This is a genomic window from Marinomonas sp. PE14-40, from assembly GCF_051623805.1.
GTDB lineage: Bacteria > Pseudomonadota > Gammaproteobacteria > Pseudomonadales > Marinomonadaceae > Marinomonas.
In genome coordinates, this window is record NZ_CP130700.1 from 3,182,011 (window position 1) to 3,207,506 (window position 25,496).

The following is a 25,496-nucleotide window of genomic DNA, read 5'->3' on the forward strand; positions in this document are numbered from 1 at the left end:
CTCTTACTGGGTTACAAAACTAGAGAACAACACATCTAAGATAGGCTCTTGACCTGTTTCTTCTTTTAGCTTTTCGTTAAGCACATCAATAGCCCCTTTACGAGATTCTTCCCTCGCGATAGCACCTTTCAACTGGCTCGCCCTAAGTTCAGACAGGTAAATCACCAAACCGTCTCTTACAATCGGCATATTCGCTTCGATTATACCCGCACTCTGGGCACCAGAGGCTCTAATGGTAATACTTGCTTTAATATATTTGAGTCGATTATTCTCAGTTGTATAATTCACAATAAAATCTGGTCTTAATTCAATATAAACTGGCATTGATGGGGAATCATTTTCAGCAAATGCACTCGAAGCTAATACCAAGCTTGAAATAAGTAGGGAAAAAACAATACGGAACAACATGAGCTCTCTCATTAAAAGTTAAATTGACAGTATACTAACTCCCTATCAGGAGTTTTGTCAGTAGTAATTAGTTTAATAATCTTTAAGGAATTGCAATGCCTAGCAAAGAAAACCAATTGACGTTTAAAGAATCGAGTCACAGCATTTTCAGATGGCTAACTCCAACAGCCTTTCACGGGCTTATCGCATTGACCTCCTTCGCACTATTAGGCGTTGCCTTTTACATGGAATATGAAATGGGCCTTGAGCCTTGCCCATTATGCATGCTGCAAAGGATTATGTTTTTAATCGTTGGCGTTATCGCTCTCATCTCTTTCTTACATAAGTCTAGCTCAGCGATCAAATATTACGCCCTAGCAATTACTACTTTTTCTGTTTTAGGTGCAGCTCTCTCCATTAGACACTTATACCTACAGAATTTGCCAGAAGACCAACTACCAGCATGTCTACCAGGGCTGAGCTACATGGTTGAAGTTTTTCCTTGGCAAGAAATTATGAGCGCCATGATCATGGGAACTGGTGAATGTGGTGATGTTGTTTGGACATTTTTAGGCTTAAGCATACCTGGCTGGACGCTAGTTGCATTTGCTGGAATTGCCATTATAAATTTTGTAATCTTTTGCAGCGTTAAGAAACAATAAGCTGAGGATATTTACAATTTAAATTCCCCATCATCATTGCTTGCAGCCTAATGATGATGGGCATATGCTAGGAAGCGTTAGGACATGCGATATCTCTCAAATGCCATATCTAAATGCCATAAGTAAGAGACTTATCGTTGATGATATTAATCTCAAAATGGAGTCATACTCATGTTAGAAGGTTGTAAATCTGCACAAGAACGTTGGGGTGGCGTACACGACTTAATAGATCGCTGGTTAAATGCACGCCAAGCCCTCATTATTAACTTTGTTCAGTTGAAAGAGCGTGGTGAATTTACCCCTCTGGATACAAACAATATCCAACAAGTGTGTGAACAGTTAATTGATTATATTTCAACAGGACATTTTGAAGTATATGAACAACTAGCTAAAGAAGCGGAAGCCTTTAATGATGATGGCGCGCTACTACTGCTAAAACAGTTACTACCAGAAATTCAGGGTACGACCGAAGTTGTGATTGAGTTCAATGACAAATTTGATACTAAAGAGCACTGCAACGAATTGCTTGGTGCACTTCCATTCTCTCTACAAGCCTTAAGCCTAGTAATGGCGGAAAGATTCACTTTAGAAGATCGCTTGATAGAAGAACTACACGAGGCCCATAGCGAAAAAAGTGCTTAATACGATGTTGGTTAAATCCTTTTTAGTTTTTTCTCTTTCTACATTGTTAGTTGCCTGCTCATCTGGGGATGCTGTTAGCACCTCAGAGTTAGCAAGCCAAGGCCTGTATTCGGCCGACATTAGTGATGATGCAACAACGTCTCTAGTTGGCTCGATCCAGCATGGTGGTAGTTTATGGTCTGTTCAAAATAACGAAAGACGATTTAACTGGAACCATGCTAAAGCTGAGTTCACTCCGTTAATTAGCGTGGATATAGACCCAAGCGGGAGCTATGCCATTACTGGTGGCGCTAGAACTTTAGTTTTGTGGAATACAGTGACAGGACAGTCTGAAGGTTTTTGGAATACACCTGGCGACATTAAATCACTGATGGCGAATGACAACGGCGACTTTGCTTTAGTCGGTATGGATGATCAAACCGCTCGCTATTTTGATGTCAAAAACGGTGGTATCAAACAAACACTCAGAACGGGTGCTATCGTTCGCGCTGTTGCTTTAGACAAAACCGGAGATATGGCTGTTACCGGAGATGATAACTACAACGTCACTCTGTGGGATATAAAAACGGGCGAACAGCGCCAAAAGTGGCAACTATCTAATCGCATTGCATCTGTTGCACTTTCTCTAGATGGCAAATATGTGTTTGCCGCTGCTCAGCTTGGTACAGCTAAGATATGGTCAACGAGCACAGGCGAAGTCGTCAGTGAAATAAGCACAGGTGGCCTCACTTCTAGAAATATCACCTATGGGAAAGCAAAATTCTCTACTGACAATCGATATTTATTAGTGGGTGGTATTAATAGTAGCGTCAAACTATTAAGTGTCTTAACGGGTGATACACTTAAATCCTGGACGCTAAACAAAAAAGACAAATTAAGGCCGACAGGCTCATCTGTCCTTGCTGTCGCTTTTGGTACAGGTGATAAATATTATGCGATTGGCAGTAATGGCCTACTAAACACTCTTGATTAATATTTTAGAATGAATCAGTACAACTCCAATATCTCGAGAATATTCTATATTCTCCCCCCTTTGCTTGGCTTAATTTCTGTAGCAGCAGGCGCATTTGGTGCCCATGCACTTCAAAACATGCTACCAGATAAAAACATCGTCTGGTGGCAAACAGCCAGTGACTATCTGATGTATCACAGCCTTGCATCGCTTTTTACTTTGTCCTTCTACAGTAGCCTACCTAAAATAAGGCACTGCTGCTCTCTCTTTAGTATCGGCAGCCTCTTATTTTGCGGTAGTCTGTTTTTTATGGCTATCACAAGCAATAAATCTCTCGCCATACTAACACCTATCGGAGGGCTTTTCTTTCTCGTTGGATGGGGATATATGATATGGCTCTTTTTAAGATTAAAAACCGAGACGACTAGCTAAATAGGGTCATATTAGGCTAGGATTGCCCCTCATTTTAAATTCCAATTTATTGCATTAAAAATCATGACAGAACTCGACAAAAACCAAGAAAACACACCCAATTTAGACGAAATTGAACATAAAAGAACGATCCGTAGTTTTGTTGTTCGCGGTGGCAGAATGACCGAAGGTCAACAAAAAGCCTATGACGAAAACTGGGATTTTTATGGGCTTGATGTAGGAAATGGACTAATTAATTACCAAGATGTTTTTGGCCGTCAAGCAGATGTTGTTGTTGAAGTCGGATTTGGCATGGGTAAATCCCTAGTCGAAATGGCAAAAAATGCTCCAGAGAAAGATTTCATTGGCATCGAAGTTCACCCTCCAGGTGTTGCCAAGCTTATGATGACAGCTAAAGAAGAAGAGGTTAAAAACTTAAGAGTATATTGCCATGATGCGATAGAAGTAATGGCTCAATGCATTCCTAAATCTTCTGTGAGCTGCTTTCAATTATTCTTCCCTGATCCTTGGCATAAAAAGAAACACAACAAACGTCGCATAGTACAAGCAAGCTTTGCAAACCAAATTGCTGAGATTTTAAGTGAGTCTGGTAACTTTCATATGGCAACCGACTGGGAGCCTTATGCAGAACACATGATGGAAGTAATGGAAGCGCAAACAAATTACACAAATTCTGTTGGTGCAAACAACTATCACCCAAGACCTGAGTGGCGTCCATTAACAAAGTTTGAGTTACGTGGAGAAAAACTAGGTCATGGTGTTTGGGATTTAATCTACACCAAGAAATAACGAGACATTAAAATTGAGACAATTAAATTAATTGTCTCAATTTAATCAAATGAACTTAAAGTTCACAGCTCTCACGGCTATTACCAGCATCAAAGTATTCTTGGAATACTTTTGGTGTGCGGCCACGTCCAGTCCATAAATGCTCTTCACCATTTATTTCCAAACGATATTTTGGCTCAACACTTTTACCTTTAGTTGCAATTGCTTTAGGTGCAGAAAGTGCAGCAATTTCATCAAGTGTTAATCCGCTTTGAGCAATAAGTTTTGCTAGCTCTTCCGCTTTCTCAGTCCTTTGAGCCTCTTCAGCTTGTCGTAAGCTTTCCTCTTCCTTAAGCTTTTCTAGTGCATTAGAGAAACCAGAGATTAGGTTTTCTAATTGGGCAATGGTTAATTCTTTTGCAGCAGCTCGTGCTTTTGCTTTATTGCCAGCAAGTTCAAGTAAAAGACTCATAATTATCCTCTGAATATAAAAACGTGATAAATTAAATATAAGCACGTTACACATTAAAATCAAAATGCATTCTAAATTAAGAATTGCAAAAAATCTAATGTGTTTAATTATTTAATTTAAAAAACCGTATATATAATGTGCTTTAAAGTCATTTTATTCATTATTAAAGCCCGATTCATGAAACTATTCCTTTGAAATCATGCAAGAATAATGGATTTCTTATTTTTTTGTAAAAAGTTTGTAATGATAACTATTGGATTAAGTAATAAATGTTTAATTTAGAAAACCAACTAGCGAAAGAATTTAATATTTCTGTAAAAATTGTAAAAAACACACTGTCTCTGATTAATGAAGGCGCAAGCATCCCTTTTATTGCTCGCTACAGAAAGGATCAAACTCAAGGTTTGAGTGATATTGATTTACGTAATTTCCAAATAAGACAAAAGCAATTACAAGAACTTGAAAGCAATAAAACTAAATTAATAGAGAAACTAACTAATAATAAACAACTCACAAACGATTTAAAAAATAGCATTCAAGCAAGCCAAACAAAAAAACAACTTGAAGAAATTTACGCACCCTACAAATCAACCAAACTTAGTGTGTTTGAATTAGCAAGAAACCTAGGCTTCGAGACACTAGCTTTAGAATCATGGAATCACTGGACATCCTGGAACGATGCGAAGCTATTAGCACATACTAAGAATATTGATGAAAATATCTCTATCGAAGACGCTAAAATACATATTATTAATCTGATCAGTGAACCTCTATTATTGAAGCCAGATTTCATACAAGCCTGTGAGACCTATATTTATAATACGGGTATGATCAACAGCCGTGTTATTAGAGGAAAAAAAGAAGTAGGTGAAAAGTACCGTGATTACTTCGACTATAGCGAGGCAGTTAAAAATATCCCCTCCCATAGAGCTCTTGCTCTTTTTAGAGGGAAAAAAGAAGGTTTTATTAAACTAGCACTCAGTTTGTCTACAAATGAAATACCTCGCCTAGCAATAAATTTTTTAAATAGTCTGAACTTAAAATATGCAGTTCGACAAAATCGAATTTCTTTCATTCAAGAAGAAATTTTAAACCAGGTCTGGCTAACTAAAGTCCTCCCTAAAATAGAATCTAACCTATTGCTTCAATTGAAAGATAAAGCAGAAAATGAAGCATCGAAAGTTTTTGCCCAGAACTTAGAAGCCTTATTAATGGCAGCGCCTGCTGGTAATAAAAGAATCATGGCCCTTGACCCCGGATTCAAAAATGGAGTCAAAATAGCCGTCATTGATGAACAGGGTAACTTTCTAAAAGATGCTGTTATCTACCCCCACCCGCCACAAAACAAAACACACCAAAGTGAAGAAACATTAATAAGTTTAATTAAAAATTTTAGGGTTAGCTTAATCGCACTAGGAAACGGCACAGCATCAAGAGAAACAGATAAATTACTCAATGATTTAATTAAACGAGAAAACTTAGATGTAATATGTGTCACTGTCAGCGAGTCAGGGGCTTCTATATATTCTGCATCAGAAATTGCTAGCAAAGAGTTTCCTGATTTAGATGTGACTATTAGAGGCGCAATATCCATTGCTAGACGATTACAAGACCCCCTATCAGAACTCATTAAAATTGACCCTGAATCAATTGGAGTGGGACAGTATCAACACGATATAAAAACAAGCCGATTAAAAGAAGCGCTGAACATTGTTATTGAAGATTGTGTTAACAAGGTAGGTGTTGATCTAAACTCAGCCTCTGCAAGCTTGTTAGAGCATATCTCAGGCCTTAGCCCAAGCTTAGCCAATAACATTGTCACCTACAGGAATGAACATGGCAGCTTTAACACTAGAAGTGAGTTGAAGCAAGTTAAAGGCATAGGTAATAAGAGCTTTGAGCATTGCGCAGGTTTTCTAAGAATTCAGACCAGTGATAACCCTCTGGATGCATCTGGCGTTCACCCGGAAAGCTACCCATTGGTAGCTGAGATAGCGACCAAGCTTGGCTCTTCGATAAAAGCATTAATCAGTAACACACAAGCCATCGACAAGATTAAATCGCTGCGTAGTGAATTCCCTCATATTGATCACTATACCTTTGAAGATATCCTTCTAGAGCTAGCCAAACCGGGAAGAGACCCTAGACCTGAGTTTAAATACGCCAAATTTGACCAAGGAATAGAAAAGATTTCTGATCTAGTAGAAGGCAAGGTATTAGAAGGTGTTGCAACTAATATAGCGGCTTTTGGCGTTTTTGTTGATATTGGTGTACATCAGGATGGTTTAGTTCATATTTCACAACTAGCGAACCGCTTCGTAAAAGATCCAGCGAGCTTAGTAAAAGTTGGCGATATTTTAAAAGTAAAGGTATTAGAAGTGGATGAGAAGCGCAAAAGAATTTCTCTAAAAGCCATAGGCCTATAACAACAAAACATGATCGGCTAATGATAAGCCGATCATGTCAGCAATAACTAAAGGCGCATTTCTATGCCACGTTCAGCCATAAACTCTTTAGCTTCAGGTACTGTATATTCACCGAAGTGGAAGATACTTGCAGCAAGTACAGCATCCGCTTTACCTTGAATAACCCCATCAACGAGATGCTCTAGATTACCTACGCCACCAGAAGCGATCACAGGCACATGCACAGCGTCACTGATTGCACTAGTAACACCTAGATCAAATCCGTTTTTAGTACCATCTCTATCCATACTGGTTAGCAAGATTTCACCCGCACCATAATCAACCATCTTCTTAGCCCACTCAACCGCATCTAAACCAGTTGGTTTACGGCCTCCATGGGTAAATATTTCCCATTTATCTTCTTCACCTTCTTGGCTCACTTTTTTTGCATCGATCGCAACCACGATACACTGTGAGCCAAAACGCTGGGCAGCTTCTCTTACAAATTCAGGATTAAAAACTGCAGCCGTATTAATACCGACCTTGTCAGCACCCGCATTCAGCATGCGACGAATATCATCACAAGTACGAATGCCGCCACCCACCGTCAAGGGAATAAAAACCTGACTAGCAATGGCTTCAACCATATGTACTGTGGTTGCTCTGTCATCTGAACTAGCTGTAATATCTAGAAAAGTGATTTCATCAGCACCTTGCTCGTCATAACGCTTAGCAACCTCTACTGGATCACCCGCATCACGAATATCAAGAAACTGAACCCCTTTGACCACACGTCCATTATCAACATCTAAACAAGGGATAATACGTTTTGCTAAGCCCATTTCGACTCCTCAACTCTTGCTGCCGTATATTCAGGCATAATTCAAAAACAAACTAAGGCTTGCCATCCCAGTTCAAAAAGTTCTTATAAAGCTGTAAACCATCTTTATGACTTTTCTCAGGGTGGAACTGAACTGCAAACACATTATTTCTCGCTAGAGCGACACAAAATTCATGGCCGTAGTCACAAGTCCCAGCCACTTCACTTTTGTCTTCTGGCACAACATAAAAGCTGTGTACGAAGTAGAAACGAGCCTGATCAGGAATATCTTTCCATAAAGGGTGGGCAATGCTCTGCTTAACCTGATTCCACCCCATATGAGGGACTTTTAGCTTACTGCCATCATAATCTTTGTGCTCTTCGCCGAAGAAAAGTGCATTGCCAGCAAAATGATTTAAGCAGTCTACACCTGCATTTTCTTCACTGTGGGACATTAAAGATTGAATCCCCACACAAATCGCTAGAAATGGTTTTTCTTTCATCGCTTTTTGGATACTTGGCACTAATCCTGTGTTGTACATTTCACCAATACAATCACGAATCGCACCAACACCCGGTAATAGCACTCTATCTGCTGCATCAATAGCAGCTGGATCACTTGTTACTATTACCTGGGTATTCTCGTCAGCAACATGCTCTAATGCTTTTGCTACCGAGTGTAAATTTCCCATTCCGTAATCAATGACTGCAACTGTTTTGTTACTTGCTAATGTCATTCTTATGTCCTCTGAGCCTTACAGCTTATAAACAACCTTTAGTAGATGGCATTTGACCTGCCATACGCTCATCAACTTCAAGCGCCATACGTAGAGCACGACCAAATGCTTTAAACACGGTCTCGGCTTGGTGATGAGTGTTCTTACCACGTAAGTTATCAAGGTGAAGTGTCACTTTAGCATGGTTAACAAATCCATGGAAAAACTCCGAGAAGAGGTCAACATCAAAACCACCGACTGAGCCACGAGTGAAAGGAACATGCATTTCTAGTCCAGCACGACCTGAAAAATCGATAACTACACGAGATAAGGCCTCATCTAATGGCACATAAGCATGTCCATAACGCTTAATTCCCTTTTTATCACCTACAGCCTGATTAAAAGCTTGGCCCAGGGTAATACCTAGATCTTCTACAGTATGATGAGCATCAATATGTAAATCACCCACAGCATGGATATCCAAATCAATCAAACCATGTCGTGCAACTTGATCTAACATATGATCTAAAAAAGGCACACCTGTTTCACAGTTAAATTTACCTGTTCCATCTAGGTTAATACTTACCTTAATTTGTGTTTCAAGCGTATTACGTTCAACACTAGCGATCCGATCTGACATGGGGCTTACTCTCCTGGAGTTGTTGGTATTGGCTGTATCAATAAAATAAAAGAGTTCTCTCTAGACTCACTAAGAGAATGCTACTCATACGGACTGTCGTAACGAGTATGCTGAACGACTTTCAAATTTGCATAGGATCTCGATTATATACTCAAAATGGCGCTAAAAGCAGTTATCTTAAGGAATTAAAGAGGAAAATCGACCAACTTTATTCGCATATATTAAGTTCTACTTTGAGGAAGCTGCAAATAAGCCCCCCCGCCTCAGCGTGTAGATAAAAGCCCCTAGATTTATGGCGAGGGGCGAAACTTAATAGTGATTCTATTGATAAGGCTCTCAACATAAAGATAGGGCTTTTAGACCACGCCCTTCAGGTCTTTGAATACTTAAATGACATCTCAAAAAAGCCTCATTCTGTGTTACCTCTTCTCGAAATGTGCCTAGATTGCGTCAAAGCGATACCTTGTTTGACACTTTTCCCCCATATACCTTAAAAGAGTAGACTGAGAAGAGGTGACTTATTCGCAGTTTCCTAAAGCAAAGGTTATGGCAAGCTAATTACTAGTGATATCATGCCGCCACCTTTATTTAAGTGACACAAAAATGCAGCCTATCGATAATTTTGCAGACAGAGTTTTAACTTGGTTTGATCAACATGGACGCAAAGATCTACCGTGGCAAATGGATAAAACGCCGTACCGAGTGTGGATTTCAGAAATCATGTTACAACAAACCCAAGTCGTGACTGTTATTCCCTATTATCAAAAATTCATGACAAACTTTCCGGATGTGTACCGTCTCGCTGATGCCCCAGAAGATGAGGTACTCGCTCACTGGAGTGGCTTAGGCTATTACGCCCGTGCTCGAAACCTTCATAAAGCAGCAAAAGTACTGGCTAATGAGCTTGATGGTACTTTTCCGGCAAGCCTAGAAGGCGTGTGTGAACTTTCAGGCATTGGTAGGTCAACGGCTGCAGCCATTTTATCCATCTCTCGCAATGAGCAAACGGCTATTTTGGATGGAAATGTTAAAAGAGTTTTAGGTCGTTTCCATGCAATTGATACATGGCCAGGTGAAAAGAAAACCGAAAATGCCATGTGGGAGCTAGCTGAAAGCTATATGCCAGCAAAGCGTTGTGGCGATTACACCCAAGCTATGATGGACTTAGGTGCCACTCTCTGTACTCGCAGTAAGCCTCAATGCTTGCTCTGTCCCATTCAAGAAGATTGCCAAGCCCTTGCCTCAGGTACACCAACAGATTACCCAATCAAGAAGCCTAAAAAGAGTATTCCAACAAGACAAACAGATATGTTGGTACTACAAAATCCTGATGGAAAGGTTTTGTTAGAAAAAAGGCCTAGCACGGGTATTTGGGGGGGATTATGGAGTTTGCCTGAAAGCCAAGATGAAGCCATAACGTTAGCCACAGAACAAAGGTTTAAAGTAACAATAGAGAACCTTAGCGCGCTCACAGGGTTCCGCCATACTTTTAGTCATTACCACTTAGAAATAACACCTTACTTAGCAAGCATCCAAGCCAGCGACGAAATAGGTGAAGACGGTAAATATCAATGGTATACATTAGAAGAAGCGATGACATTAGGCTTACCAACACCGATTCGCAAGATTTTGACGCCTTTATTAGATAAATAAGGCAATGAATCAAGCTAACTTTATAGCTTGAAACCTTGGGTTAAAGCCCCATTATTTAAACATTATTCATTTTTATACGAACAAGATAAGGGCCGAAAAGATGGCACAAACAGTTTTTTGCAAAAAGCATCAGAAGCAGCTTGAAGGTTTAGATCGCGCGCCTTTTCCCGGACAAAAAGGAATTGATGTTCTTGAAAACATTTCAAAACAGGCTTGGCAAGAGTGGCAAGCCCTGCAAACTATGCTGATCAATGAAAAGCAGCTTAATATGATGCAAGCAGACTCACGCAAGTACATCATGGAGCAGATGGAAAAGTTTTTTAACAATGAAGAAACAGACAAAATCCAAGGCCATACAGATTTTGACGATATTGAAGAGTTATAAAGCTTAAATCAGCAATAACAGACATTAAAAAGCCGCGACTATTAATATTAATCGCGGCTTTTTTATAGCTTTAGCAATTTTATAGCTGCAGCAAAATTATTCTGCTTCAGACTCAATAAACATATCTAAACTCAGCCAAGTAGACAGTTTCAAACGAAGCTCATCGATACCATCACCATTCAAACCAGAGAAAGTTTGTACAGTACCTATCACTTCTAAATCTTTAAGAGCTTTAGCCACTTGCAACTTAGTTGATTTTGCAGGGCCACGCTTTAACTTATCAGACTTAGTTAAAATAACATGCACTTGCATCTTGTTAGACTTAGACCAGTCCAACATCATATGGTCAAATTCTTTTAAAGGATGACGTATATCCATCACTAACACGACACCAGCCAAAGAACGGCGGTTCATCAAGTAGTCTTGCATATGCGCTTGCCACTTCATTTTCATGGCAACAGGCACTTTTGCAAAACCGTATCCTGGCAAATCTATTAGACGACGATCTTCAACATTTAATCCGAAACAGTTAATCAACTGAGTACGTCCTGGCGTCTTCGACGTACGGGCCAGTTTTTTCTGATCAGTTAAGGTATTTAGGGCAGTTGATTTACCCGCATTAGAGCGCCCCGCGAAGGCAACTTCTAAACCTTGGTCAACTGGGCATTGGGATAACTTCTCAGCACTTTTAATAAAATGGGCCGAGCGAAAAATGGAATCAAAGGGTGTCATATACTTGATATTCGTCAATAGAGTAGGATTAGCGTTCACGTTTTACATCTGGTTGTATATAATGCCTGCTAATTTGCTTATTTACCATGTTTAAACTAGTTAAACATGCTGGAAAATCTGGTTTAATAGGCGGGCAAATTAGGTGATGGCTATACTCGCCAGGTAAAGTCGTCACATTTTGATTGGATTCTCAGGGGCAGCGAATGAAAAAAGTACTAATTGGTATGTTGGTCGCAATGGGGGCATCTTCTGCCGCAGTAGCGCAAGGTAACCCAGAAGCAGGTAAAGAATTGACGACTGTTTGCGCAGCATGTCACGGTGCGGATGGTAATAGCGCACTTGCCAACTTTCCTAAATTAGCAGGTCAACAAGAAGGTTACCTACTAAAGCAACTTAAAGACATCAAATCTGGCACACGTCCTGTGACAGAAATGACTGGCTTATTAGATGGTTACAACAACCAAAACCTAAGCGACATTGCTGCATATTTTGCTAGCAACCCAGTTGTGACCGGTCAGGCTGATCCAGAACTTGTGGAAGCGGGTAAAGCTATCTACCGTACTGGTAACCCAAAAACAGGCGTTCCAGCTTGCATGGCATGTCACGGTCCAGCAGGTAAAGGTCTAGGTTCAGCAGCATTTCCTGCACTTGCAGGTCAACACGCAGGTTACACTGCCGCTCAGTTGAAGAAATTCCAAAGCAACGAGCGTGTAAACGATCCATCTAGAATCATGCAAGATATCGCATTCAAAATGAATGATCGCGAAATCAAAGCTGTTTCTAGCTACATTCAAGGTTTGTACTAGTCAGCTCTTTAACCTGAGCGGAATCCAAACCTAGCTCAACCCTCTAAGTGAGTGCATTACTTCAGAGGCTTGAGATTAAAAAACCTCCAATTGGAGGTTTTTTTGTATTTTTCCAACATTCGAATGAACTTTTGTTTACGAACAGTATCTTAACTTACTGCTCGCAACTTTATTGGCATAGATATGCCCCTAGTTTTTTCTAATACATAGGATGATTTCATGAAAAAGATCTTAATCACTTTGGCTGTATTACTATGCTTACCTGCATCTTTATTCGCAGCTGATTATAGTCCTGGGAACGGCTATACACTGATTAAAAACCCTGTACGTACTACCAACCCCAACAAAATAGAAGTTGTTGAGATTTTTTGGTACGGATGTCCACATTGTTTTAGCCTTGAACCTGTCACTCAGGCTTGGAGCAAAAACATTGCAGACGATGTAGATTTTAAGTTTATGCCTGCTGTTTTCGGTCGTAGCTGGCAAGCTCAAGCTAAAGCATATTACGTTTCTGAAATATTGGGTTTACAAGAAAAAACACATGCCGCAATATTTAATGCGATTCATCTAGACAAACGTAGGCTAAACTCTGAAGATAAACTTGCTGAGTTCTTCACTCAATTCGGAGTAAGTGAAGCTAACTTTAAAAAGCAATTTAACTCATTTGCAGTAAATAGCCGTCTTTCCCAAGCTGATGCAAAAATTAGAGCTTACGGCGCACGTGGTGTTCCAGGTTTAATCGTAAATGGAAAATACCTGGTCACAGCACAATCTGCAGGTGGTAATAATAAAATTTATAGCGTGGTTGATTTCTTGATCGAACAAGAACGCCAATCTATGAAAAATTAATTAAGCGAGGCCCAATGCCTGATCCATCTAGTGATAACCTTGTCGAAGCCTTGCGTAAGGCAGTTTCTAGAACAAGTATGATGGCTGAGGGCATGGACCCTGAGCTAGATAAAACATTAGCTCAAATCAGGCGTACAATTTCTGGTGAGGCGGACGAAAATGACGTTCGCCTTGCTTTGAAAGAAGCCGAACCAAGGCTTATTGCATCCGACAAATCCAGAGCGGAAAGAGCTAAGTTATTTAAAGATAGCTTACTGGACCTTATCGAGTCCTTAAACAGCCTACCTAATCATCATATCCCTAATCAAAAAAAGAATGCTCTAGAGACGAACATTCGCTCTCACTGGCAAAGTAGCTATCAATGGCCAGCTCTTTTAGCTGAATTTTTAACCTTAACTAAAGCGACCTTCAATCAAGAATCGGTTAAAAAGCGATCATTTTTCAGCAGACTCTTTACCAAAGAAGAAACAAAATCAGCCAAATCCGAACAAGATGTGGTTAATGATATCTCGCGTACTCTATTAAACTTATTAGGTAATTTACCGCTTCCTATCGAATATGATGAACAAGTAAGCGAACTTAAGTCTTTGCTTGAACAGGAAAAGAAACTTCAAATTGTGCCGCAGATTTTGTCCGAGAGCATAAATTTAACCATGATAGCCCTAGGCTCGTCGCAACAAGAGCTGACCTCTTATCTAGGCAAACTAAATAAGCAACTGGCGTCAATTAATATCAGTGTTGGCAATAGTTATAAGGCGCAAAAAACGCTTTCTACCCATAGAGAAAGCTTTAATGACAAGATTCAGCAACAAGTAAGTGAAACCTCAACAGCGGTCGATGAGGCCAATGATCTAACCGAATTGCAAAAACTGATCTCAGTACGTTTGGATAATATTTCCAGCACCATGACTGAATACCAAAAGCAAATGGTAGAGCAAGAGAAAAACGCGACTCAATCTATCACTCAGCTAAGACAGAAAGTCACCAAGATGGAGAAGGACAGCTCAAATTTACGTATTAACTTGCAGCAAAAAATCGCGCAAGCAACAACAGACACTGTGACTAATTTACCTAATCGCAGCGCTTACCAAGACACTATCATGCCTATGTGTCAGCTGGCTCAAAAGAGCAAAAGCCCTTTAATATTAGGTGTATTCGACATAGACCATTTTAAAAATGTGAATGACACTTGGGGACATTTAGCCGGCGACAAAGTACTCAATCTATTGCCTCGCCAACTCAAAAGTGTGCTTTCAGAAAAAGATATGGTTTTCCGCTATGGTGGTGAAGAGTTCGTTTTTCTATTACCTAATTGCAAACTCTCTGATGCTAAAAATAAAGCCGAAGCAATTCGTGATGCGGTTGAGAAAATGCCATTTAATGTGAATGGTGAGCCCGTCCCTATTACTATCTCGATTGGTATCGCTCAACTTGCTGCAAATGAGTCCCATGAGGACCTATTTGAACGGGCAGATAAACTACTTTATCAAGCTAAAAGTGCAGGTAGAAACAAGGTTATCAGTGAGTAACTCTGTTTTGTCAAAAATCTCGTAATATTTATGTGAGAGCAATAGAGTTTTTACTCATAGATCTTCATAATAGTCTTATATTTTAACCTTTAGCCGTCTTCTTCGTTTCACTTTATTAGTCAAACATGCAAAAGCGGAATACTAGTCACCCTTAAAATTCGGGTTTAGGACACATTTTCATGCAAGATCAACACGACAAAACGACACATTTTGGTTTTCAAGAAATTCCAGTTGACGAAAAAGTCGACGCCGTTGCCAAGGTTTTTCATTCTGTAGCAGCCAAGTATGACATCATGAATGACCTCATGTCTGGTGGTGTTCATCGCCTATGGAAAATGCATACAATCAATCAGTCTGGCGTTCGCTCTGGTAACAAGGTGCTAGATATTGCTGGCGGTACCGGCGATTTAACCCTTAAGTTTTCTCGTATTGTTGGCTCTCAAGGTAAAGTTGTTTTAGCGGATATCAATGATTCTATGTTAAAGGTTGGCCGTGACAAATTGGCTAACCGAGGAGTCGTTGGTAATGTTGAGTTTGTACAAGCTAATGCCGAAGCTCTGCCATTTCCTGACAACACCTTTGACTGCATCACCATAGCGTTCGGTCTTCGTAATGTAACGAATAAAGACGCTGCGATTGCATCCATGTATCGTGTATTAAAACCAGGCGGTCGCCTTTTGATTCTTGAGTTCTCTAAGCCTGAATCTGAATGCTTATCCAACATTTACGACCAGTACTCTTTCCGTTTGCTGCCTATGATGGGTAAATTAATTGCTAACGATTCAGAAAGTTATCGTTACTTAGCAGAATCTATTCGTATGCACCCAGACCAAGAAACGCTAAAAGGCATGATGGACGATGTTGGTTTTGAACGTACTAGTTACCAAAACATGACTGGCGGCATCGTTGCGCTACACAAGGGATTTAAGCTGTAAAAATGTTTCAAAATTTATCTCGTGCGCTACGGATACTGGCCGTAATTATACGCTTTCGTCTGGATGCTTTTTTACCTTACGATAAACTTCCTTGGTACCTAAAATATTCCATTGGTCTAGTAAGTCGTTTACTTAAACCCAGTAAACGCTATACCAGAGGCGAAAGGTTGCGTATGGCCTTGATCTCTCTTGGCCCTATTTTTGTTAAATTCGGTCAGATTTTATCAACACGCCGTGACCTGCTTGATGAAGATATTGCCAACGAACTGGCTAAATTACAGGATAAAGTCCCGCCTTTTAATAAAGAAGAAGCCCGCAACCTGATTGAAAAAGCCTTAGGTGCAAATGTCGAAGACGTTTTTCAAGATTTCACCATAGAACCACTTGCCTCAGCGTCTATTGCACAAGTGCATTGCGCGACCTTAAGAAGCGGTGAAGAAGTTGTCGTCAAAGTTATTCGACCAAAGATAGAAAAGACCATTCGCAAAGATATCGGCCTGCTTTACGCTATTGCTAAATTAGTTCGCAATATCAATGACGATGGCCGACGTTTAAGACCCGTTGAAGTTATTGAAGATTACGAACATACCATTCTTGATGAACTAGACCTGACCAAAGAAGCGGCTAATACAGCCCAACTAAGGCGTAACTTTGAAGATTCAGATCTACTTTACGTACCTCAGATTCATTGGGATTACACTCGCAAAAACGTCATGGTGGCAGAAAAAATTTCTGGTATCCCGGTGGCCAATATCGACGAATTAAAACAAGCCGATGTAGATATGAAATGCCTTGCGGTTAGAGGGGTTGAGATCTTTTTCACTCAAGTCTTCGATCACAGCTTTTTTCACGCGGATATGCACCCAGGTAATATTTTTGTCGATGTTACTAATCCAAAATCACCAAAATACATAGGTATAGATTGCGCCATCATGGGTAGCCTTTCCTATGAAGACAAAAGCTATCTAGCGCGAAACCTACTCGCCTTTTTCAAACGTGATTATCGACTCGTTGCCGAGCTACATGTAGAAAGTGGTTGGGTTCCAAAAGGCACGCCAGTGCACGCCTTTGAATCAGCTATTCGTAGTGTCTGTGAGCCCATGTTTGCTAAACCATTAAAAGACATTTCTTTTGGGCAAGTCATTATTGGATTATTCCAAACTGCACGCAGATTTAATATGGAAGTTCAGCCCCAGCTTGTTTTATTGGAAAAGACGCTACTCAATATTGAAGGTTTAGGCCGTCAACTTTACCCAGATTTAGATCTATGGGAAACCGCACAGCCTTTCTTAGAACGCTGGCTAAAAGGTCAAATTGGCCCCCAAAGAGTCTTTGAAGAAATAAAAATTCAAGCACCTGAGTGGGCAGGACACCTACCTAAGATCCCTAATTTAATCTATTCAGCGCTGGAGCAGATCAGCCATCAAGATGTTAGGCATCAACAAAACACTCAGGCAATTATTAAATTAGAACAAGAGCTAAAACGTAACAATCGGATGCTACCTTTTAAAATATTAGGTGTTATCAGTTTAGTTACAGCTTGGTTAAATGCGGATGAGGTTAGCCTCACTCGTATTGCTCACGCGGATTTAACTAGCTTGGCCCTATTCGCTGTTGGTATATACCTGTTAGTATTAAAGAAGTAATACAAGAGATTTTACAATGAAAGAAGAAGTATTAGCCCAGCTCGCACAAACGATAGAAGAGCGCAAAAGTGCTAGCCCAGATTCATCATATGTTGCTAGCCTGCACGCAAAAGGGTTAAATAAGATATTGGAAAAGGTCGGCGAAGAATCTGTTGAAGCTATTATAGCGGCAAAAGATGCCTCAGCATCTGGCGATAAGTCTGATCTTATCTATGAAACAGCTGACTTATGGTTTCACTCTTTAATCATGCTTTCTCACCTAGATTTAGGTCCAGAAGATGTTTTAAATGAACTGGCCCGTCGTTTTAACTTGTCCGGTTTGGAAGAAAAAGCCAACCGCACTAAATAACCAGATAATCTGAATTAGGAGAAAAACTATGCTTGGTGGAATCAGCATTTGGCAACTATTGATCGTTTTGGCCATTCTTATTTTAATTTTCGGCACTAAGAAACTTAAAAACCTAGGCGGTGATTTAGGTGGTGCAGTTAAAGGCTTTAAAGAAGCCGTAAACAAAGAAGATGATGATAGTAACGCCCAAGCGAAAGCAATTGATGGCGAGACTAAAAAAGACGATAAGAGCGCATAATCCGTGTTCGATATTGGCTTCTCTGAGTTAATCGTCGTGTTTATTGTAGGCCTTCTGATCCTTGGACCAGAACGCCTACCTCACGCCGCAAAAACAGCCGGTTTATGGGTTCGTAAGATACGACGTAGTATCAACTCGGTTCAACGTGAGATCAATGCTCAACTAGATCAAGAAGAACTACAGCGTAAACTGGACTTAAATAATCAGCGCATCATGCAAGAAACACCAGCGTCCAACTCGCCAGATGTGATTCAAAACACTATCACTCCCTTGCCTGAAAGTGCTATGACTAAAGATGAGCCAGAAGTTTCTCAAGACGCCTCTGTTGAAGCGTCTGAGCAAGTCCAAGCAACAGCCCAACCCAATGAAGCGGATAACAAGTCTGTTACTGGCTAACCCCTAGATTTAAGATGTTAATATGAGCAGTGAAACACAAAATAATCAGAGCCAAGCGCCGCTAGTTTCTCACCTTATCGAATTAAGAAACCGCTTACTCAAATCCGTTTTGGCTATTTTGATTTGTTTTCTAGCACTTTATGCCATAGCGAATGAACTATACCTAGCAATATCAGAACCTTTACGGGCACTATTACCAGAAGGGAGTTCATTAATTGCAACGGAAGTTGCTTCTCCTTTTTTAGCCCCTTTAAAACTGACTTTTTTCGTCGCCGTTTTAATTTCCATTCCTTTTACTTTATACCAAGCTTGGGCTTTTATTGCCCCAGCCCTATACAGAAATGAAAAGAAACTCGCGATTCCTTTACTCGTTTCGAGTGTTCTTCTTTTCTATGGCGGCGTAGCGTTTGCCTATTACGTGGTATTGCCACTTGTATTTGGTTTCTTTACTTCAGTCGGCCCAAGTGAAGTGACCGTTATGACAGACATAAATAGTTACCTTAATTTTGTTTTAAAACTATTTTTTGCTTTTGGTGTTACTTTTGAGATTCCTATTGCGACTTATCTTTTGATCAAAGCGGGTGTCACAAGCGTTGCATCCTTATCTAAAAAGCGCCCTTATATTATTCTTGGCTGCTTTGTTATGGGCATGTTGATCACCCCTCCAGATATCTTTTCTCAAACCCTGTTAGCTATCCCTATGTGGATGTTATTTGAAGTTGGTTTATTAGCAGGAAGAACCGTCAAGGTCGAAGAAGAAAAGCCTAGTGAAGAATCCACTCAGACAGAATAAAGACTCTTACAAGCAAATTAAAAAGAGAAGCCTAGCTTCTCTTTTTTTATAGCTAAAACTTAAGATTGGCGAGTAAAACACCCTCATAAATCTGTCGGATTGGTGCAATATGATGTCGACTCGGTACCACAAAAATCGTTAATCCTCGTTATAAGATGATTCAAAGAGTTACCTCTCTCATTGAAACATTAACTAGGAAAGTACGATGACATTAGCCGACGCCCATACAGAAATTGCATCATTTACCCCTTACCCTATAAAGCAAATCCCGCTAACTCTTCAACTAGGAAACGAATCGCTTTTAATCACCTGGGATAACGGCCATGAGAGCGAATACCACTATCTTTGGTTAAGAGATAATTGTCATTGTTCTGAATGTATTGCCACACTCACAAGAGAGCAGGTATTTGAAATTTGTGATGTGCCAGAAACAATAAAACCCCAAGAAGCCTACTTATCCGATGATAATAGACTAGTAATCAAGTGGGATCATGCTGATCATATTAGCCAGTATCACCCCGGCTGGTTATTCAGTCATTGTTATAGTGACAGCGCCTTAAAGGCTAAACAGTGGCACGCAAAAGTGTGGGATAAAGAAACAATACATCAAAAGTTACCCACCAGTACTTGCGTCAATATCATGCAAAGCGACCAACACCTTTTAACTTGGCTAAAAGATTTAAGGGACTATGGAATAGCGCTTATTAAGAGTGTAGAAAGAGAGCCAAACGCCCTGATTAAGGTGGCAAACCGCATCTCTTTTATTCGAGAAACTAACTTTGGAACTATTTTTAATGTTCAGGCAAAAGCCGATGCCAACAGTACCGCTTATACTGATTTACGCTTACCTTTGCATACAGATTTACCGACACGAGAGTTACAGCCTGGGTTGCAGTTTTTACACTGCCTAGTCAACGATGCCGCAGGTGGCGAATCAATTTTGGTAGATGGTTTTAAGATAGCCGAGCATATGCGCGAACATTACCCAGAAGAGTTTGAAAGCTTATCCCGTATCCCCATGGCCTTCTATAACAAAGACAAACACAGTGACTACCGCTTTCGAGGCACAGCGATAGTGCTTGATGAAAAAAAGCAGGTTATTGAAGTCCGTCTTGCTAACTTTCTAAGAGGGCCAATTGATGCGCCAGCACATCAAACCCTAGCCCTATATAAAGCCTACAGTTGTTTTATACGACTTACTCGAGAAGAAAGGTTTCAGTTCTTTCATCGCTTAAACAGCGGTGATCTCATCGTCTTTGATAATCGTAGAGTCTTACACGCCCGTAATGCGTTCGACCTGAAAACAGGATCAAGGCACCTACAAGGCTGTTATATCGACAGAGATGAACTTTTATCTCGCATAAGAGTACTTGAAAGGGATGCGCTCTAAGGGCTCAAACAAAATAGAGGCTTAGCGGTCATAAAATAGGACAGCTATTCTATGCCAGAGCGATATTGGCTAGCCGTTGTACCATAAAGCGCTCGATAACGACGGCTAAAATGCGCGGTTGAGCTAAAACCACAGGCAAGAGCAATCTCTGAGATACTAAGACCAGAATCAGACAAGAGATAACGCGCGTGCTCTATTCTCATTTGCACATAATAAGCTGAAGGCGTTGAAGCTAAATACTGTAAGAACAATCTTTCGAGCTGCCTAACAGAAATAGACAAACAGTCAGCTAAATCCGATGTGGTTAGCGGGGTTTCGATATTGGATGCCATTAACTCTAAGGCTTTTAAAATCTTAGGATGATGTAAGTTAAGTTTTTCACCTTGGCTAGCTCTTTGATGATCGGCTGGATTTCGAGCCTCACTTTTAATGAGTTGCTCGCACACTAAAATCGCCAGCTCTGGTTCAAAATAGGCTTCTATTAAATACAGCATCATATCGGTTGCAGCAGTACCACCAGCACAGGTGATGCGCTTATCCTGAATTTCAAAGAGTTCGTCACTAATTTCAAGTTCAGGATAACGTTCTTGAAAAGCGGGCTTAGCTTCCCAATGCAAAGTAATTTGATAACCTTCTAATAGCTTTGCCTTAGCTAACAAATAGCACCCAGTATCTAGGGCGCCTATCATGAACCCGAGACGATGCAATTCACGTAGCCATTTAATAGATTTATCTGAAGTGTGTTTTTCCGGATGGAAACTCGCATTCACAAAGAGGTTTCTCGGTTTATCACAACTGTTTATTGATTTGGATTCTTGCAGCGCTAAACCATTGCTAGCTAAAACCGCCTCCCCTTCTTCACTAAAGCACTGCCACCTAAATAACGTTTTACCCGCCAAACGGTTCGCTATGCGCAAAGGTTCAATAGCAGAAAGCAGCGACGCCATAGCGTATTCAGGTAAAAGCAAAAAAGATAAGGTAAAAACCCCATCATCATCTGCAATTAATGGCTTTTGCGTCTTTGGGTATGGTGAGGTTTGCATCCAATCTCCTAAAAAAAAGATACGGCCTTTATTTTACGGCCGTATCTTAAAGTTTTAGCCAACAAGCTAAAGTTGTTAATCTTTGACTAATTGCGTCTCGCTATCGCCTCCCGCTCCTGTCTTACCCAGACCATTCACTTCGTTAAAGAGTGATTTAAGCACACCTAGCGTCATCACAATAATAATCAAGCTTAACGGCAGCGCAGCTGCAATATTTGCTGTTTGTAGAGCACTTAATCCACCAGCAACTAACAAGGCTGCGGCAACTAATCCAATAACAACGCCCCAAAAGATACGAAAAGCTTTTGGCGGTTCTTCATTCCCTAAAGATAGGATAGTCGTTAATACCAAAGTGCCTGAATCTGAAGACGTCACAAACCAGCTCATCAGCAGAAATACCATCATGGCAGACACAATCCAGCCTATGACACCTTCGCCAAAGATACCGTCAGCACTGGCAAATAAAGCCGCAGGCAAATTCCAAGCTTTAACAAGCTCAATAATACCTGCGTTACCCACGCCTGCACTGCTAGTCAATTCTTGGAAAAGTGCAGTACCACCAAAGATACCCAACCATACAAAGATGATAATGGTAGGTACTAACAAGACTCCAATAACAAACTCTCTTAGAGTACGTCCGCGAGAAATACGCGCGATAAATAAACCAACAAAAGGTGCCCAAGCTAACCACCACCCCCAGTAAAAGACGGTCCAGCCATTTTGCCATTTAGCAGGGCCATCTTCTTCTGGGAACCAAAGCCCCATTTGAACAAAGTTTGCGAGATAGTCCCCTAACGAAGCCCCAAAGATACCTAATAACCAACTTGTCGGTCCGCCAAATAAAAAGAATGCAACCACGAGAATAGAGACAATTATATTCCACTGAGAAATAATTCTAATACCGCGCCCAACCCCAGATAGCGCAGACAACACAGAAACTATGGTAATCAAAACAATCAAAAATAGTTGTGTCGGTACACCAGAATCAACACCTATTAGCCTTTCAAGCCCAACCGACATCTGACTGACCCCCAAACCAAGTGATGTCGCCACACCAAACACACACCCTAGCACTCCAAAAATATCGACAATATGCCCTATAGGCCCATAAATACGATCACCAATAAAAGGATAGAGTGCAGAGCGCAGCGCTAAAGGAAGTTTTTTACGATAAGCGAAATAGGCTAATGACATACCGACGATGACATAAACAGCCCATCCATGAAAACCCCAATGGAAAAATGTCACTCTCAGAGCATCTACCGCGCGATCATAGCCAATAGCGCCTGCACCTGCCATATCGGCATAGGGGTTATTTGGGTAACCAAACGCACCACTGTTATCTAGGTAGAAAATAGGCTCAGCGACCCCAAAAAATAAGATGCCTATGCCAATACCAGCAGAGAAAAGCATAGAAAACCAAGCAAAGTTACTAAAATCAGGCCGACTATCATCATCACCTAAACGCACGCTACCAAACCGACTAAAGACGATAAAGGCACAAACAGCGATTAAGAAAACAATGGTGACCATGTAATACCAACCAAAAGTTACTTCAATCCAAGTACGAATACTGCCAAATAGCTCCCCAGCTAATTCAGTATTCGTCCCAGTAAATAATACGAACAAAAGTACCAAGAGTGACGAACTAATCGTCATGCCCTTATGCATACCTTTAAATAGCCCGGCTTGGGCCAATTTTTCAGCTTTAAATACCCTAGACTCTGATGCTTCAAAGCCTTCTTGAGGGGTAGACGACATAAGCGTATTCTCCATTTCTATAGTTTTTATTAAGAGAGCTTTCTTTGTTACTATTACGACTTCATTTTCACCTCATTGGCATCCGTGCCAGACCAGTCATCCTGAACTCACACATATCAAACGCTTAGCGTTTAATACCTTTCTCTGCCCGATATTCGTCTAGTGTCTGCATAATACGAATCAGGCAATCATCACGTTCTTGTACAAGCTCATCGATGGACGCGCCATTGGCTTGTGTCAAACACCCAGCCACCATGTCATCTTTCAGTTCTTGTGTCAGTTTCGGCGCTTTCAGGCGCGTCCAAGGCTCTTCTAATGCATCCTCAAAGTGATCTAATAGATGTGCCATACCGCCTTGCCCACCACCTAAGTGGAAGGTTAAACAATGTCCCATGATGGCCCAACGTAAGCCCGGTCCGTATGCAATCGCCTTATCTATGTCTTCCACTGAACATTCTTTGTTAGCTACCATATGTAAGGCTTCACGCCATAAGGCTTCTTGTAGACGGTTACCAATAAAGCCCGGTAGTTCTTTATCCATTTTCGCGACTTGCTTTTCCGTCGCCTCATAAAAGGCTGCGGTCCAATCAACCACTTCCTGACTGGTTCTTTCACCGCCACAAACTTCACAAAAAGGCACCAGATAAGGTGGGTTAAAAGGATGACCAACGACAAATCTGTCAGGCTGAGCTTCAAGCTCATTTGCCATATCTGTCATAGCAAATCCTGACGTACTGGAAATAATCACCACATCAGCAGGAACGATACGATCAAGGTCTGCAAACAAACTACGTTTAGCATCCAATCGCTCTGGCGTACTTTCTTGGATAACCTCAACTTGATTAGCTAAAGCATCCAGAGAATCTACAAAGCGTAATTTATCTTTGCTTGCTCCCTCTCTTAAACCCAATTTTTCAATCGTGGGCCAAATATTGTCGACCATGGTCAATAATTTTTCTTTTGAATTGGGGCCAGGGTCGTAAGCAACGACTTCCATTCCCATACGAAGGTAATGCAGAGCCCAAGCACCACCAATAACACCTGTGCCTATTACCCCAACTTTTGATACCTGATCCGGATTAGGACGCGCCATCATCTCTCTCCTATTGAGTGCCACGTAGGCGTAATTTTTCACGGGCTTGAGTGGGGCTTAAAATACGTGCTCCCATACTCTCGATAAGATTGACTGAGCGCTCGACCAATTGGCCATTCGTTGCCAAGACACCTTTACCTAAATACAAGTTGTCTTCCAAGCCAACACGGACATGACCACCTAATAAGGCAGACTGAGCAGCCCAAGGTAATTGATTACGGCCCAAGGCAAACGCTGTCCATTGACTGTGATCAGGCAGCATATCCACCATACCTTTCAATAAAGTAAAGTCCGGTGGTGCTCCCCAAGGAATCCCCTGACACAGCTGGAACATAGCATTGTCATCAAGCAAACCTTCTTTCATCATTTGCAGAGAAAACCAAAGATTACCGGTATCAAAGATTTCTAATTCAACCGTCACACCGAGCTCTTTAATACGCGCAGCGCCAAGGCGAAGCATGTCGGGTGTCGACACATAGACAAGATTGTTATCACCGAAATTTAATGAGCCGCAATCTAGGGTACAGATTTCAGGTTTTAGCTCTTCAATATGAACAAGACGTTCGAGCCCACCGACTAGATCCGTTTCGGGACAAAATGCGGTTGGGTTTTCTTCTGGTCCAATATAAAGGTCGCCACCCATACCAGCGGTTAGATTAATGATAATGTCACAGTTAGATGCTCGAAGACGCTCACACACTTCAGCGTAAAGCTCGACTCGTCTAGAGCCTTGCTTTGTCTCTGGATCCCGAACATGAATATGGGCAATGGCAGCACCGGCATTCCAAGCTTCTATCGCTGAATTAGCAATTTGCTCTGGGGTAACGGGCACATTCGGGTTTTTATCTGCTGTATCCCCAGCACCATTAATAGCGCAAGTAATAATGACATCTTGATTCATCATAAGGACTCTTTCATGGGTTAAATAAACACGAGAGGCAAGTCAGTATGTCTCGCTCTCATCATCAAGTGACATCAAAGTTACACCTTAAAAAAGGATGA

General features: G+C 40.9%; 28 protein-coding genes. 18 read left to right on the forward strand and 10 right to left on the reverse strand.

Going from position 1 to position 25,496, the window contains the following annotated elements:
- Positions 1-3: 3 nt before the first annotated feature.
- The gene (locus Q0A08_RS14750) at positions 4-408 is read right to left on the reverse strand and encodes a flagellar basal body-associated FliL family protein (protein ID WP_438462276.1); all 405 of its coding nucleotides are present in this window, start codon (positions 406-408) and stop codon (positions 4-6) included.
- A gap of 95 nt (positions 409-503) precedes the next feature.
- On the opposite strand from Q0A08_RS14750, the gene Q0A08_RS14755 reads away from it, so the two are divergent.
- The 5 genes from Q0A08_RS14755 (at position 504) to trmB (ending at position 3,864) form a co-directional block, all read left to right on the forward strand.
- Positions 504-1,049, forward strand: a complete 546-nt coding sequence (locus Q0A08_RS14755) for a disulfide bond formation protein B (protein ID WP_438462277.1) — start codon at positions 504-506, stop codon at positions 1,047-1,049.
- A gap of 171 nt (positions 1,050-1,220) precedes the next feature.
- Positions 1,221-1,691: a sigma D regulator gene (gene rsd, locus Q0A08_RS14760; RefSeq protein ID WP_438462278.1), complete on the forward strand. Its 471-nt coding sequence runs from the start codon at positions 1,221-1,223 to the stop codon at positions 1,689-1,691.
- Positions 1,684-2,664, forward strand: coding sequence for a WD40 repeat domain-containing protein (locus Q0A08_RS14765; RefSeq protein ID WP_438462279.1), 981 nt, complete (start codon positions 1,684-1,686; stop codon positions 2,662-2,664). Before rsd ends, Q0A08_RS14765 begins: the two co-directional genes overlap by 8 nt.
- A gap of 9 nt (positions 2,665-2,673) precedes the next feature.
- The gene (locus Q0A08_RS14770) at positions 2,674-3,075 is read left to right on the forward strand and encodes a DUF423 domain-containing protein (RefSeq protein WP_438462280.1); all 402 of its coding nucleotides are present in this window, start codon (positions 2,674-2,676) and stop codon (positions 3,073-3,075) included.
- A 63-nt stretch (positions 3,076-3,138) separates the two neighbouring features.
- Positions 3,139-3,864, forward strand: a complete 726-nt coding sequence (gene trmB / locus Q0A08_RS14775; protein ID WP_438462281.1) for a tRNA (guanosine(46)-N7)-methyltransferase TrmB — start codon at positions 3,139-3,141, stop codon at positions 3,862-3,864.
- A 55-nt stretch (positions 3,865-3,919) separates the two neighbouring features.
- Here trmB and Q0A08_RS14780 read toward each other — a convergent pair whose 3' ends face one another.
- On the reverse strand, positions 3,920-4,315 hold the full coding sequence (locus Q0A08_RS14780) for an H-NS histone family protein (protein WP_438462282.1): 396 nt from the start codon (positions 4,313-4,315) through the stop codon (positions 3,920-3,922).
- 269 nt (positions 4,316-4,584) lie between these two features.
- Between Q0A08_RS14780 and Q0A08_RS14785 the strand changes: the two genes are divergently transcribed.
- Positions 4,585-6,741 (forward strand): helix-hairpin-helix domain-containing protein, encoded by a 2,157-nt coding sequence (locus tag Q0A08_RS14785; RefSeq protein WP_438462283.1) that lies wholly within the window; start codon positions 4,585-4,587, stop codon positions 6,739-6,741.
- Between the two features lie 47 nt (positions 6,742-6,788).
- Here Q0A08_RS14785 and hisF read toward each other — a convergent pair whose 3' ends face one another.
- From hisF to hisB, 3 genes are read right to left on the reverse strand one after another with little or no spacing between them, the layout of a single operon-like run.
- On the reverse strand, positions 6,789-7,562 hold the full coding sequence (hisF, locus tag Q0A08_RS14790; protein ID WP_438462284.1) for an imidazole glycerol phosphate synthase subunit HisF: 774 nt from the start codon (positions 7,560-7,562) through the stop codon (positions 6,789-6,791).
- 52 nt (positions 7,563-7,614) lie between these two features.
- Positions 7,615-8,277: an imidazole glycerol phosphate synthase subunit HisH gene (gene hisH, locus Q0A08_RS14795; protein WP_438462285.1), complete on the reverse strand. Its 663-nt coding sequence runs from the start codon at positions 8,275-8,277 to the stop codon at positions 7,615-7,617.
- Positions 8,278-8,302: 25 nt separating this feature from the next.
- Positions 8,303-8,896: an imidazoleglycerol-phosphate dehydratase HisB gene (hisB, locus tag Q0A08_RS14800; RefSeq protein WP_438462286.1), complete on the reverse strand. Its 594-nt coding sequence runs from the start codon at positions 8,894-8,896 to the stop codon at positions 8,303-8,305.
- Between the two features lie 603 nt (positions 8,897-9,499).
- On the opposite strand from hisB, the gene mutY reads away from it, so the two are divergent.
- Both mutY and Q0A08_RS14810 read left to right on the forward strand, forming a co-directional pair.
- A complete protein-coding gene (mutY, locus tag Q0A08_RS14805) occupies positions 9,500-10,549 on the forward strand; it encodes an A/G-specific adenine glycosylase (RefSeq protein ID WP_438462287.1) in 1,050 nt (349 codons plus the stop codon).
- Positions 10,550-10,649: 100 nt separating this feature from the next.
- Positions 10,650-10,934, forward strand: a complete 285-nt coding sequence (locus tag Q0A08_RS14810; RefSeq protein ID WP_046015635.1) for an oxidative damage protection protein — start codon at positions 10,650-10,652, stop codon at positions 10,932-10,934.
- A gap of 96 nt (positions 10,935-11,030) precedes the next feature.
- On the opposite strand, the gene yihA is transcribed toward Q0A08_RS14810, so the two are convergent.
- Complete coding sequence (gene yihA / locus Q0A08_RS14815; RefSeq protein WP_438467649.1) at positions 11,031-11,666, reverse strand: ribosome biogenesis GTP-binding protein YihA/YsxC; 636 nt, start codon at positions 11,664-11,666, stop codon at positions 11,031-11,033.
- 203 nt (positions 11,667-11,869) lie between these two features.
- Between yihA and Q0A08_RS14820 the strand changes: the two genes are divergently transcribed.
- The 10 genes from Q0A08_RS14820 to Q0A08_RS14865 all read left to right on the forward strand — a co-directional run bounded on the left by Q0A08_RS14820 (position 11,870) and on the right by Q0A08_RS14865 (position 20,597).
- Positions 11,870-12,472, forward strand: coding sequence for a c-type cytochrome (locus tag Q0A08_RS14820; RefSeq protein ID WP_438462288.1), 603 nt, complete (start codon positions 11,870-11,872; stop codon positions 12,470-12,472).
- Between the two features lie 219 nt (positions 12,473-12,691).
- The gene (locus Q0A08_RS14825; protein WP_438462289.1) at positions 12,692-13,321 is read left to right on the forward strand and encodes a thiol:disulfide interchange protein DsbA/DsbL; all 630 of its coding nucleotides are present in this window, start codon (positions 12,692-12,694) and stop codon (positions 13,319-13,321) included.
- A gap of 14 nt (positions 13,322-13,335) precedes the next feature.
- A complete protein-coding gene (locus Q0A08_RS14830) occupies positions 13,336-14,850 on the forward strand; it encodes a diguanylate cyclase (protein WP_438462290.1) in 1,515 nt (504 codons plus the stop codon).
- 179 nt (positions 14,851-15,029) lie between these two features.
- Complete coding sequence (gene ubiE / locus Q0A08_RS14835) at positions 15,030-15,785, forward strand: bifunctional demethylmenaquinone methyltransferase/2-methoxy-6-polyprenyl-1,4-benzoquinol methylase UbiE (RefSeq protein ID WP_438462291.1); 756 nt, start codon at positions 15,030-15,032, stop codon at positions 15,783-15,785.
- Positions 15,786-15,787: 2 nt separating this feature from the next.
- Positions 15,788-17,431 carry a ubiquinone biosynthesis regulatory protein kinase UbiB gene (gene ubiB / locus Q0A08_RS14840; RefSeq protein WP_438462292.1) on the forward strand — a complete coding sequence of 548 codons (1,644 nt, stop codon included), beginning with the start codon at positions 15,788-15,790 and terminating at the stop codon, positions 17,429-17,431.
- A gap of 16 nt (positions 17,432-17,447) precedes the next feature.
- A complete protein-coding gene (locus Q0A08_RS14845) occupies positions 17,448-17,780 on the forward strand; it encodes a phosphoribosyl-ATP diphosphatase (RefSeq protein WP_438462293.1) in 333 nt (110 codons plus the stop codon).
- Positions 17,781-17,808: 28 nt separating this feature from the next.
- A complete protein-coding gene (tatA, locus tag Q0A08_RS14850; protein ID WP_438462295.1) occupies positions 17,809-18,018 on the forward strand; it encodes a Sec-independent protein translocase subunit TatA in 210 nt (69 codons plus the stop codon).
- A gap of 3 nt (positions 18,019-18,021) precedes the next feature.
- Complete coding sequence (tatB, locus tag Q0A08_RS14855) at positions 18,022-18,414, forward strand: Sec-independent protein translocase protein TatB (RefSeq protein ID WP_438462296.1); 393 nt, start codon at positions 18,022-18,024, stop codon at positions 18,412-18,414.
- Between the two features lie 22 nt (positions 18,415-18,436).
- Positions 18,437-19,207, forward strand: a complete 771-nt coding sequence (tatC, locus tag Q0A08_RS14860; RefSeq protein WP_438462297.1) for a twin-arginine translocase subunit TatC — start codon at positions 18,437-18,439, stop codon at positions 19,205-19,207.
- A 205-nt stretch (positions 19,208-19,412) separates the two neighbouring features.
- Complete coding sequence (locus tag Q0A08_RS14865; RefSeq protein WP_438462298.1) at positions 19,413-20,597, forward strand: TauD/TfdA family dioxygenase; 1,185 nt, start codon at positions 19,413-19,415, stop codon at positions 20,595-20,597.
- Between the two features lie 44 nt (positions 20,598-20,641).
- Here the strand turns inward: Q0A08_RS14865 and Q0A08_RS14870 are convergent, their stop codons facing one another.
- The 4 genes from Q0A08_RS14870 to Q0A08_RS14885 all read right to left on the reverse strand — a co-directional run bounded on the left by Q0A08_RS14870 (position 20,642) and on the right by Q0A08_RS14885 (position 25,395).
- The gene (locus Q0A08_RS14870) at positions 20,642-21,640 is read right to left on the reverse strand and encodes a GlxA family transcriptional regulator (protein WP_438462299.1); all 999 of its coding nucleotides are present in this window, start codon (positions 21,638-21,640) and stop codon (positions 20,642-20,644) included.
- 75 nt (positions 21,641-21,715) lie between these two features.
- Entirely contained in the window at positions 21,716-23,401 is a 1,686-nt protein-coding gene (locus tag Q0A08_RS14875) for a BCCT family transporter (protein ID WP_438462300.1), read from the reverse strand.
- Between the two features lie 124 nt (positions 23,402-23,525).
- Positions 23,526-24,494: a 3-hydroxyacyl-CoA dehydrogenase NAD-binding domain-containing protein gene (locus tag Q0A08_RS14880; protein ID WP_046015621.1), complete on the reverse strand. Its 969-nt coding sequence runs from the start codon at positions 24,492-24,494 to the stop codon at positions 23,526-23,528.
- 10 nt (positions 24,495-24,504) lie between these two features.
- A complete protein-coding gene (locus Q0A08_RS14885; protein WP_438467651.1) occupies positions 24,505-25,395 on the reverse strand; it encodes a 3-keto-5-aminohexanoate cleavage protein in 891 nt (296 codons plus the stop codon).
- Between the last annotated feature and the right edge of the window lie 101 nt (positions 25,396-25,496).

Bases quoted from the DNA above. Each gene is read 5' to 3' on its own strand.
- hisB (WP_438462286.1), bottom strand. From the start codon at position 8,896: ATGTCAGATCGGATCGCTAGTGTTGAACGTAATACGCTTGAAACACAA.
- Q0A08_RS14755 (WP_438462277.1), top strand. From the start codon at position 504: ATGCCTAGCAAAGAAAACCAATTGACGTTTAAAGAATCGAGTCACAGC.
- hisH (WP_438462285.1), bottom strand. From the start codon at position 8,277: ATGACATTAGCAAGTAACAAAACAGTTGCAGTCATTGATTACGGAATG.
- Q0A08_RS14885 (WP_438467651.1), bottom strand. From the start codon at position 25,395: ATGAATCAAGATGTCATTATTACTTGCGCTATTAATGGTGCTGGGGAT.
- mutY (WP_438462287.1), top strand. From the start codon at position 9,500: ATGCAGCCTATCGATAATTTTGCAGACAGAGTTTTAACTTGGTTTGAT.
- Q0A08_RS14820 (WP_438462288.1), top strand. From the start codon at position 11,870: ATGAAAAAAGTACTAATTGGTATGTTGGTCGCAATGGGGGCATCTTCT.
- Q0A08_RS14825 (WP_438462289.1), top strand. From the start codon at position 12,692: ATGAAAAAGATCTTAATCACTTTGGCTGTATTACTATGCTTACCTGCA.
- tatA (WP_438462295.1), top strand. From the start codon at position 17,809: ATGCTTGGTGGAATCAGCATTTGGCAACTATTGATCGTTTTGGCCATT.
- Q0A08_RS14770 (WP_438462280.1), top strand. From the start codon at position 2,674: ATGAATCAGTACAACTCCAATATCTCGAGAATATTCTATATTCTCCCC.
- Q0A08_RS14830 (WP_438462290.1), top strand. From the start codon at position 13,336: ATGCCTGATCCATCTAGTGATAACCTTGTCGAAGCCTTGCGTAAGGCA.
- Q0A08_RS14880 (WP_046015621.1), bottom strand. From the start codon at position 24,494: ATGGCGCGTCCTAATCCGGATCAGGTATCAAAAGTTGGGGTAATAGGC.
- Q0A08_RS14865 (WP_438462298.1), top strand. From the start codon at position 19,413: ATGACATTAGCCGACGCCCATACAGAAATTGCATCATTTACCCCTTAC.
- tatC (WP_438462297.1), top strand. From the start codon at position 18,437: ATGAGCAGTGAAACACAAAATAATCAGAGCCAAGCGCCGCTAGTTTCT.
- Q0A08_RS14750 (WP_438462276.1), bottom strand. From the start codon at position 408: ATGTTGTTCCGTATTGTTTTTTCCCTACTTATTTCAAGCTTGGTATTA.
- Q0A08_RS14870 (WP_438462299.1), bottom strand. From the start codon at position 21,640: ATGCAAACCTCACCATACCCAAAGACGCAAAAGCCATTAATTGCAGAT.
- Q0A08_RS14780 (WP_438462282.1), bottom strand. From the start codon at position 4,315: ATGAGTCTTTTACTTGAACTTGCTGGCAATAAAGCAAAAGCACGAGCT.
- rsd (WP_438462278.1), top strand. From the start codon at position 1,221: ATGTTAGAAGGTTGTAAATCTGCACAAGAACGTTGGGGTGGCGTACAC.
- Q0A08_RS14875 (WP_438462300.1), bottom strand. From the start codon at position 23,401: ATGTCGTCTACCCCTCAAGAAGGCTTTGAAGCATCAGAGTCTAGGGTA.
- Q0A08_RS14845 (WP_438462293.1), top strand. From the start codon at position 17,448: ATGAAAGAAGAAGTATTAGCCCAGCTCGCACAAACGATAGAAGAGCGC.
- hisF (WP_438462284.1), bottom strand. From the start codon at position 7,562: ATGGGCTTAGCAAAACGTATTATCCCTTGTTTAGATGTTGATAATGGA.
- trmB (WP_438462281.1), top strand. From the start codon at position 3,139: ATGACAGAACTCGACAAAAACCAAGAAAACACACCCAATTTAGACGAA.
- ubiB (WP_438462292.1), top strand. From the start codon at position 15,788: ATGTTTCAAAATTTATCTCGTGCGCTACGGATACTGGCCGTAATTATA.
- yihA (WP_438467649.1), bottom strand. From the start codon at position 11,666: ATGACACCCTTTGATTCCATTTTTCGCTCGGCCCATTTTATTAAAAGT.
- Q0A08_RS14810 (WP_046015635.1), top strand. From the start codon at position 10,650: ATGGCACAAACAGTTTTTTGCAAAAAGCATCAGAAGCAGCTTGAAGGT.
- ubiE (WP_438462291.1), top strand. From the start codon at position 15,030: ATGCAAGATCAACACGACAAAACGACACATTTTGGTTTTCAAGAAATT.
- Q0A08_RS14785 (WP_438462283.1), top strand. From the start codon at position 4,585: ATGTTTAATTTAGAAAACCAACTAGCGAAAGAATTTAATATTTCTGTA.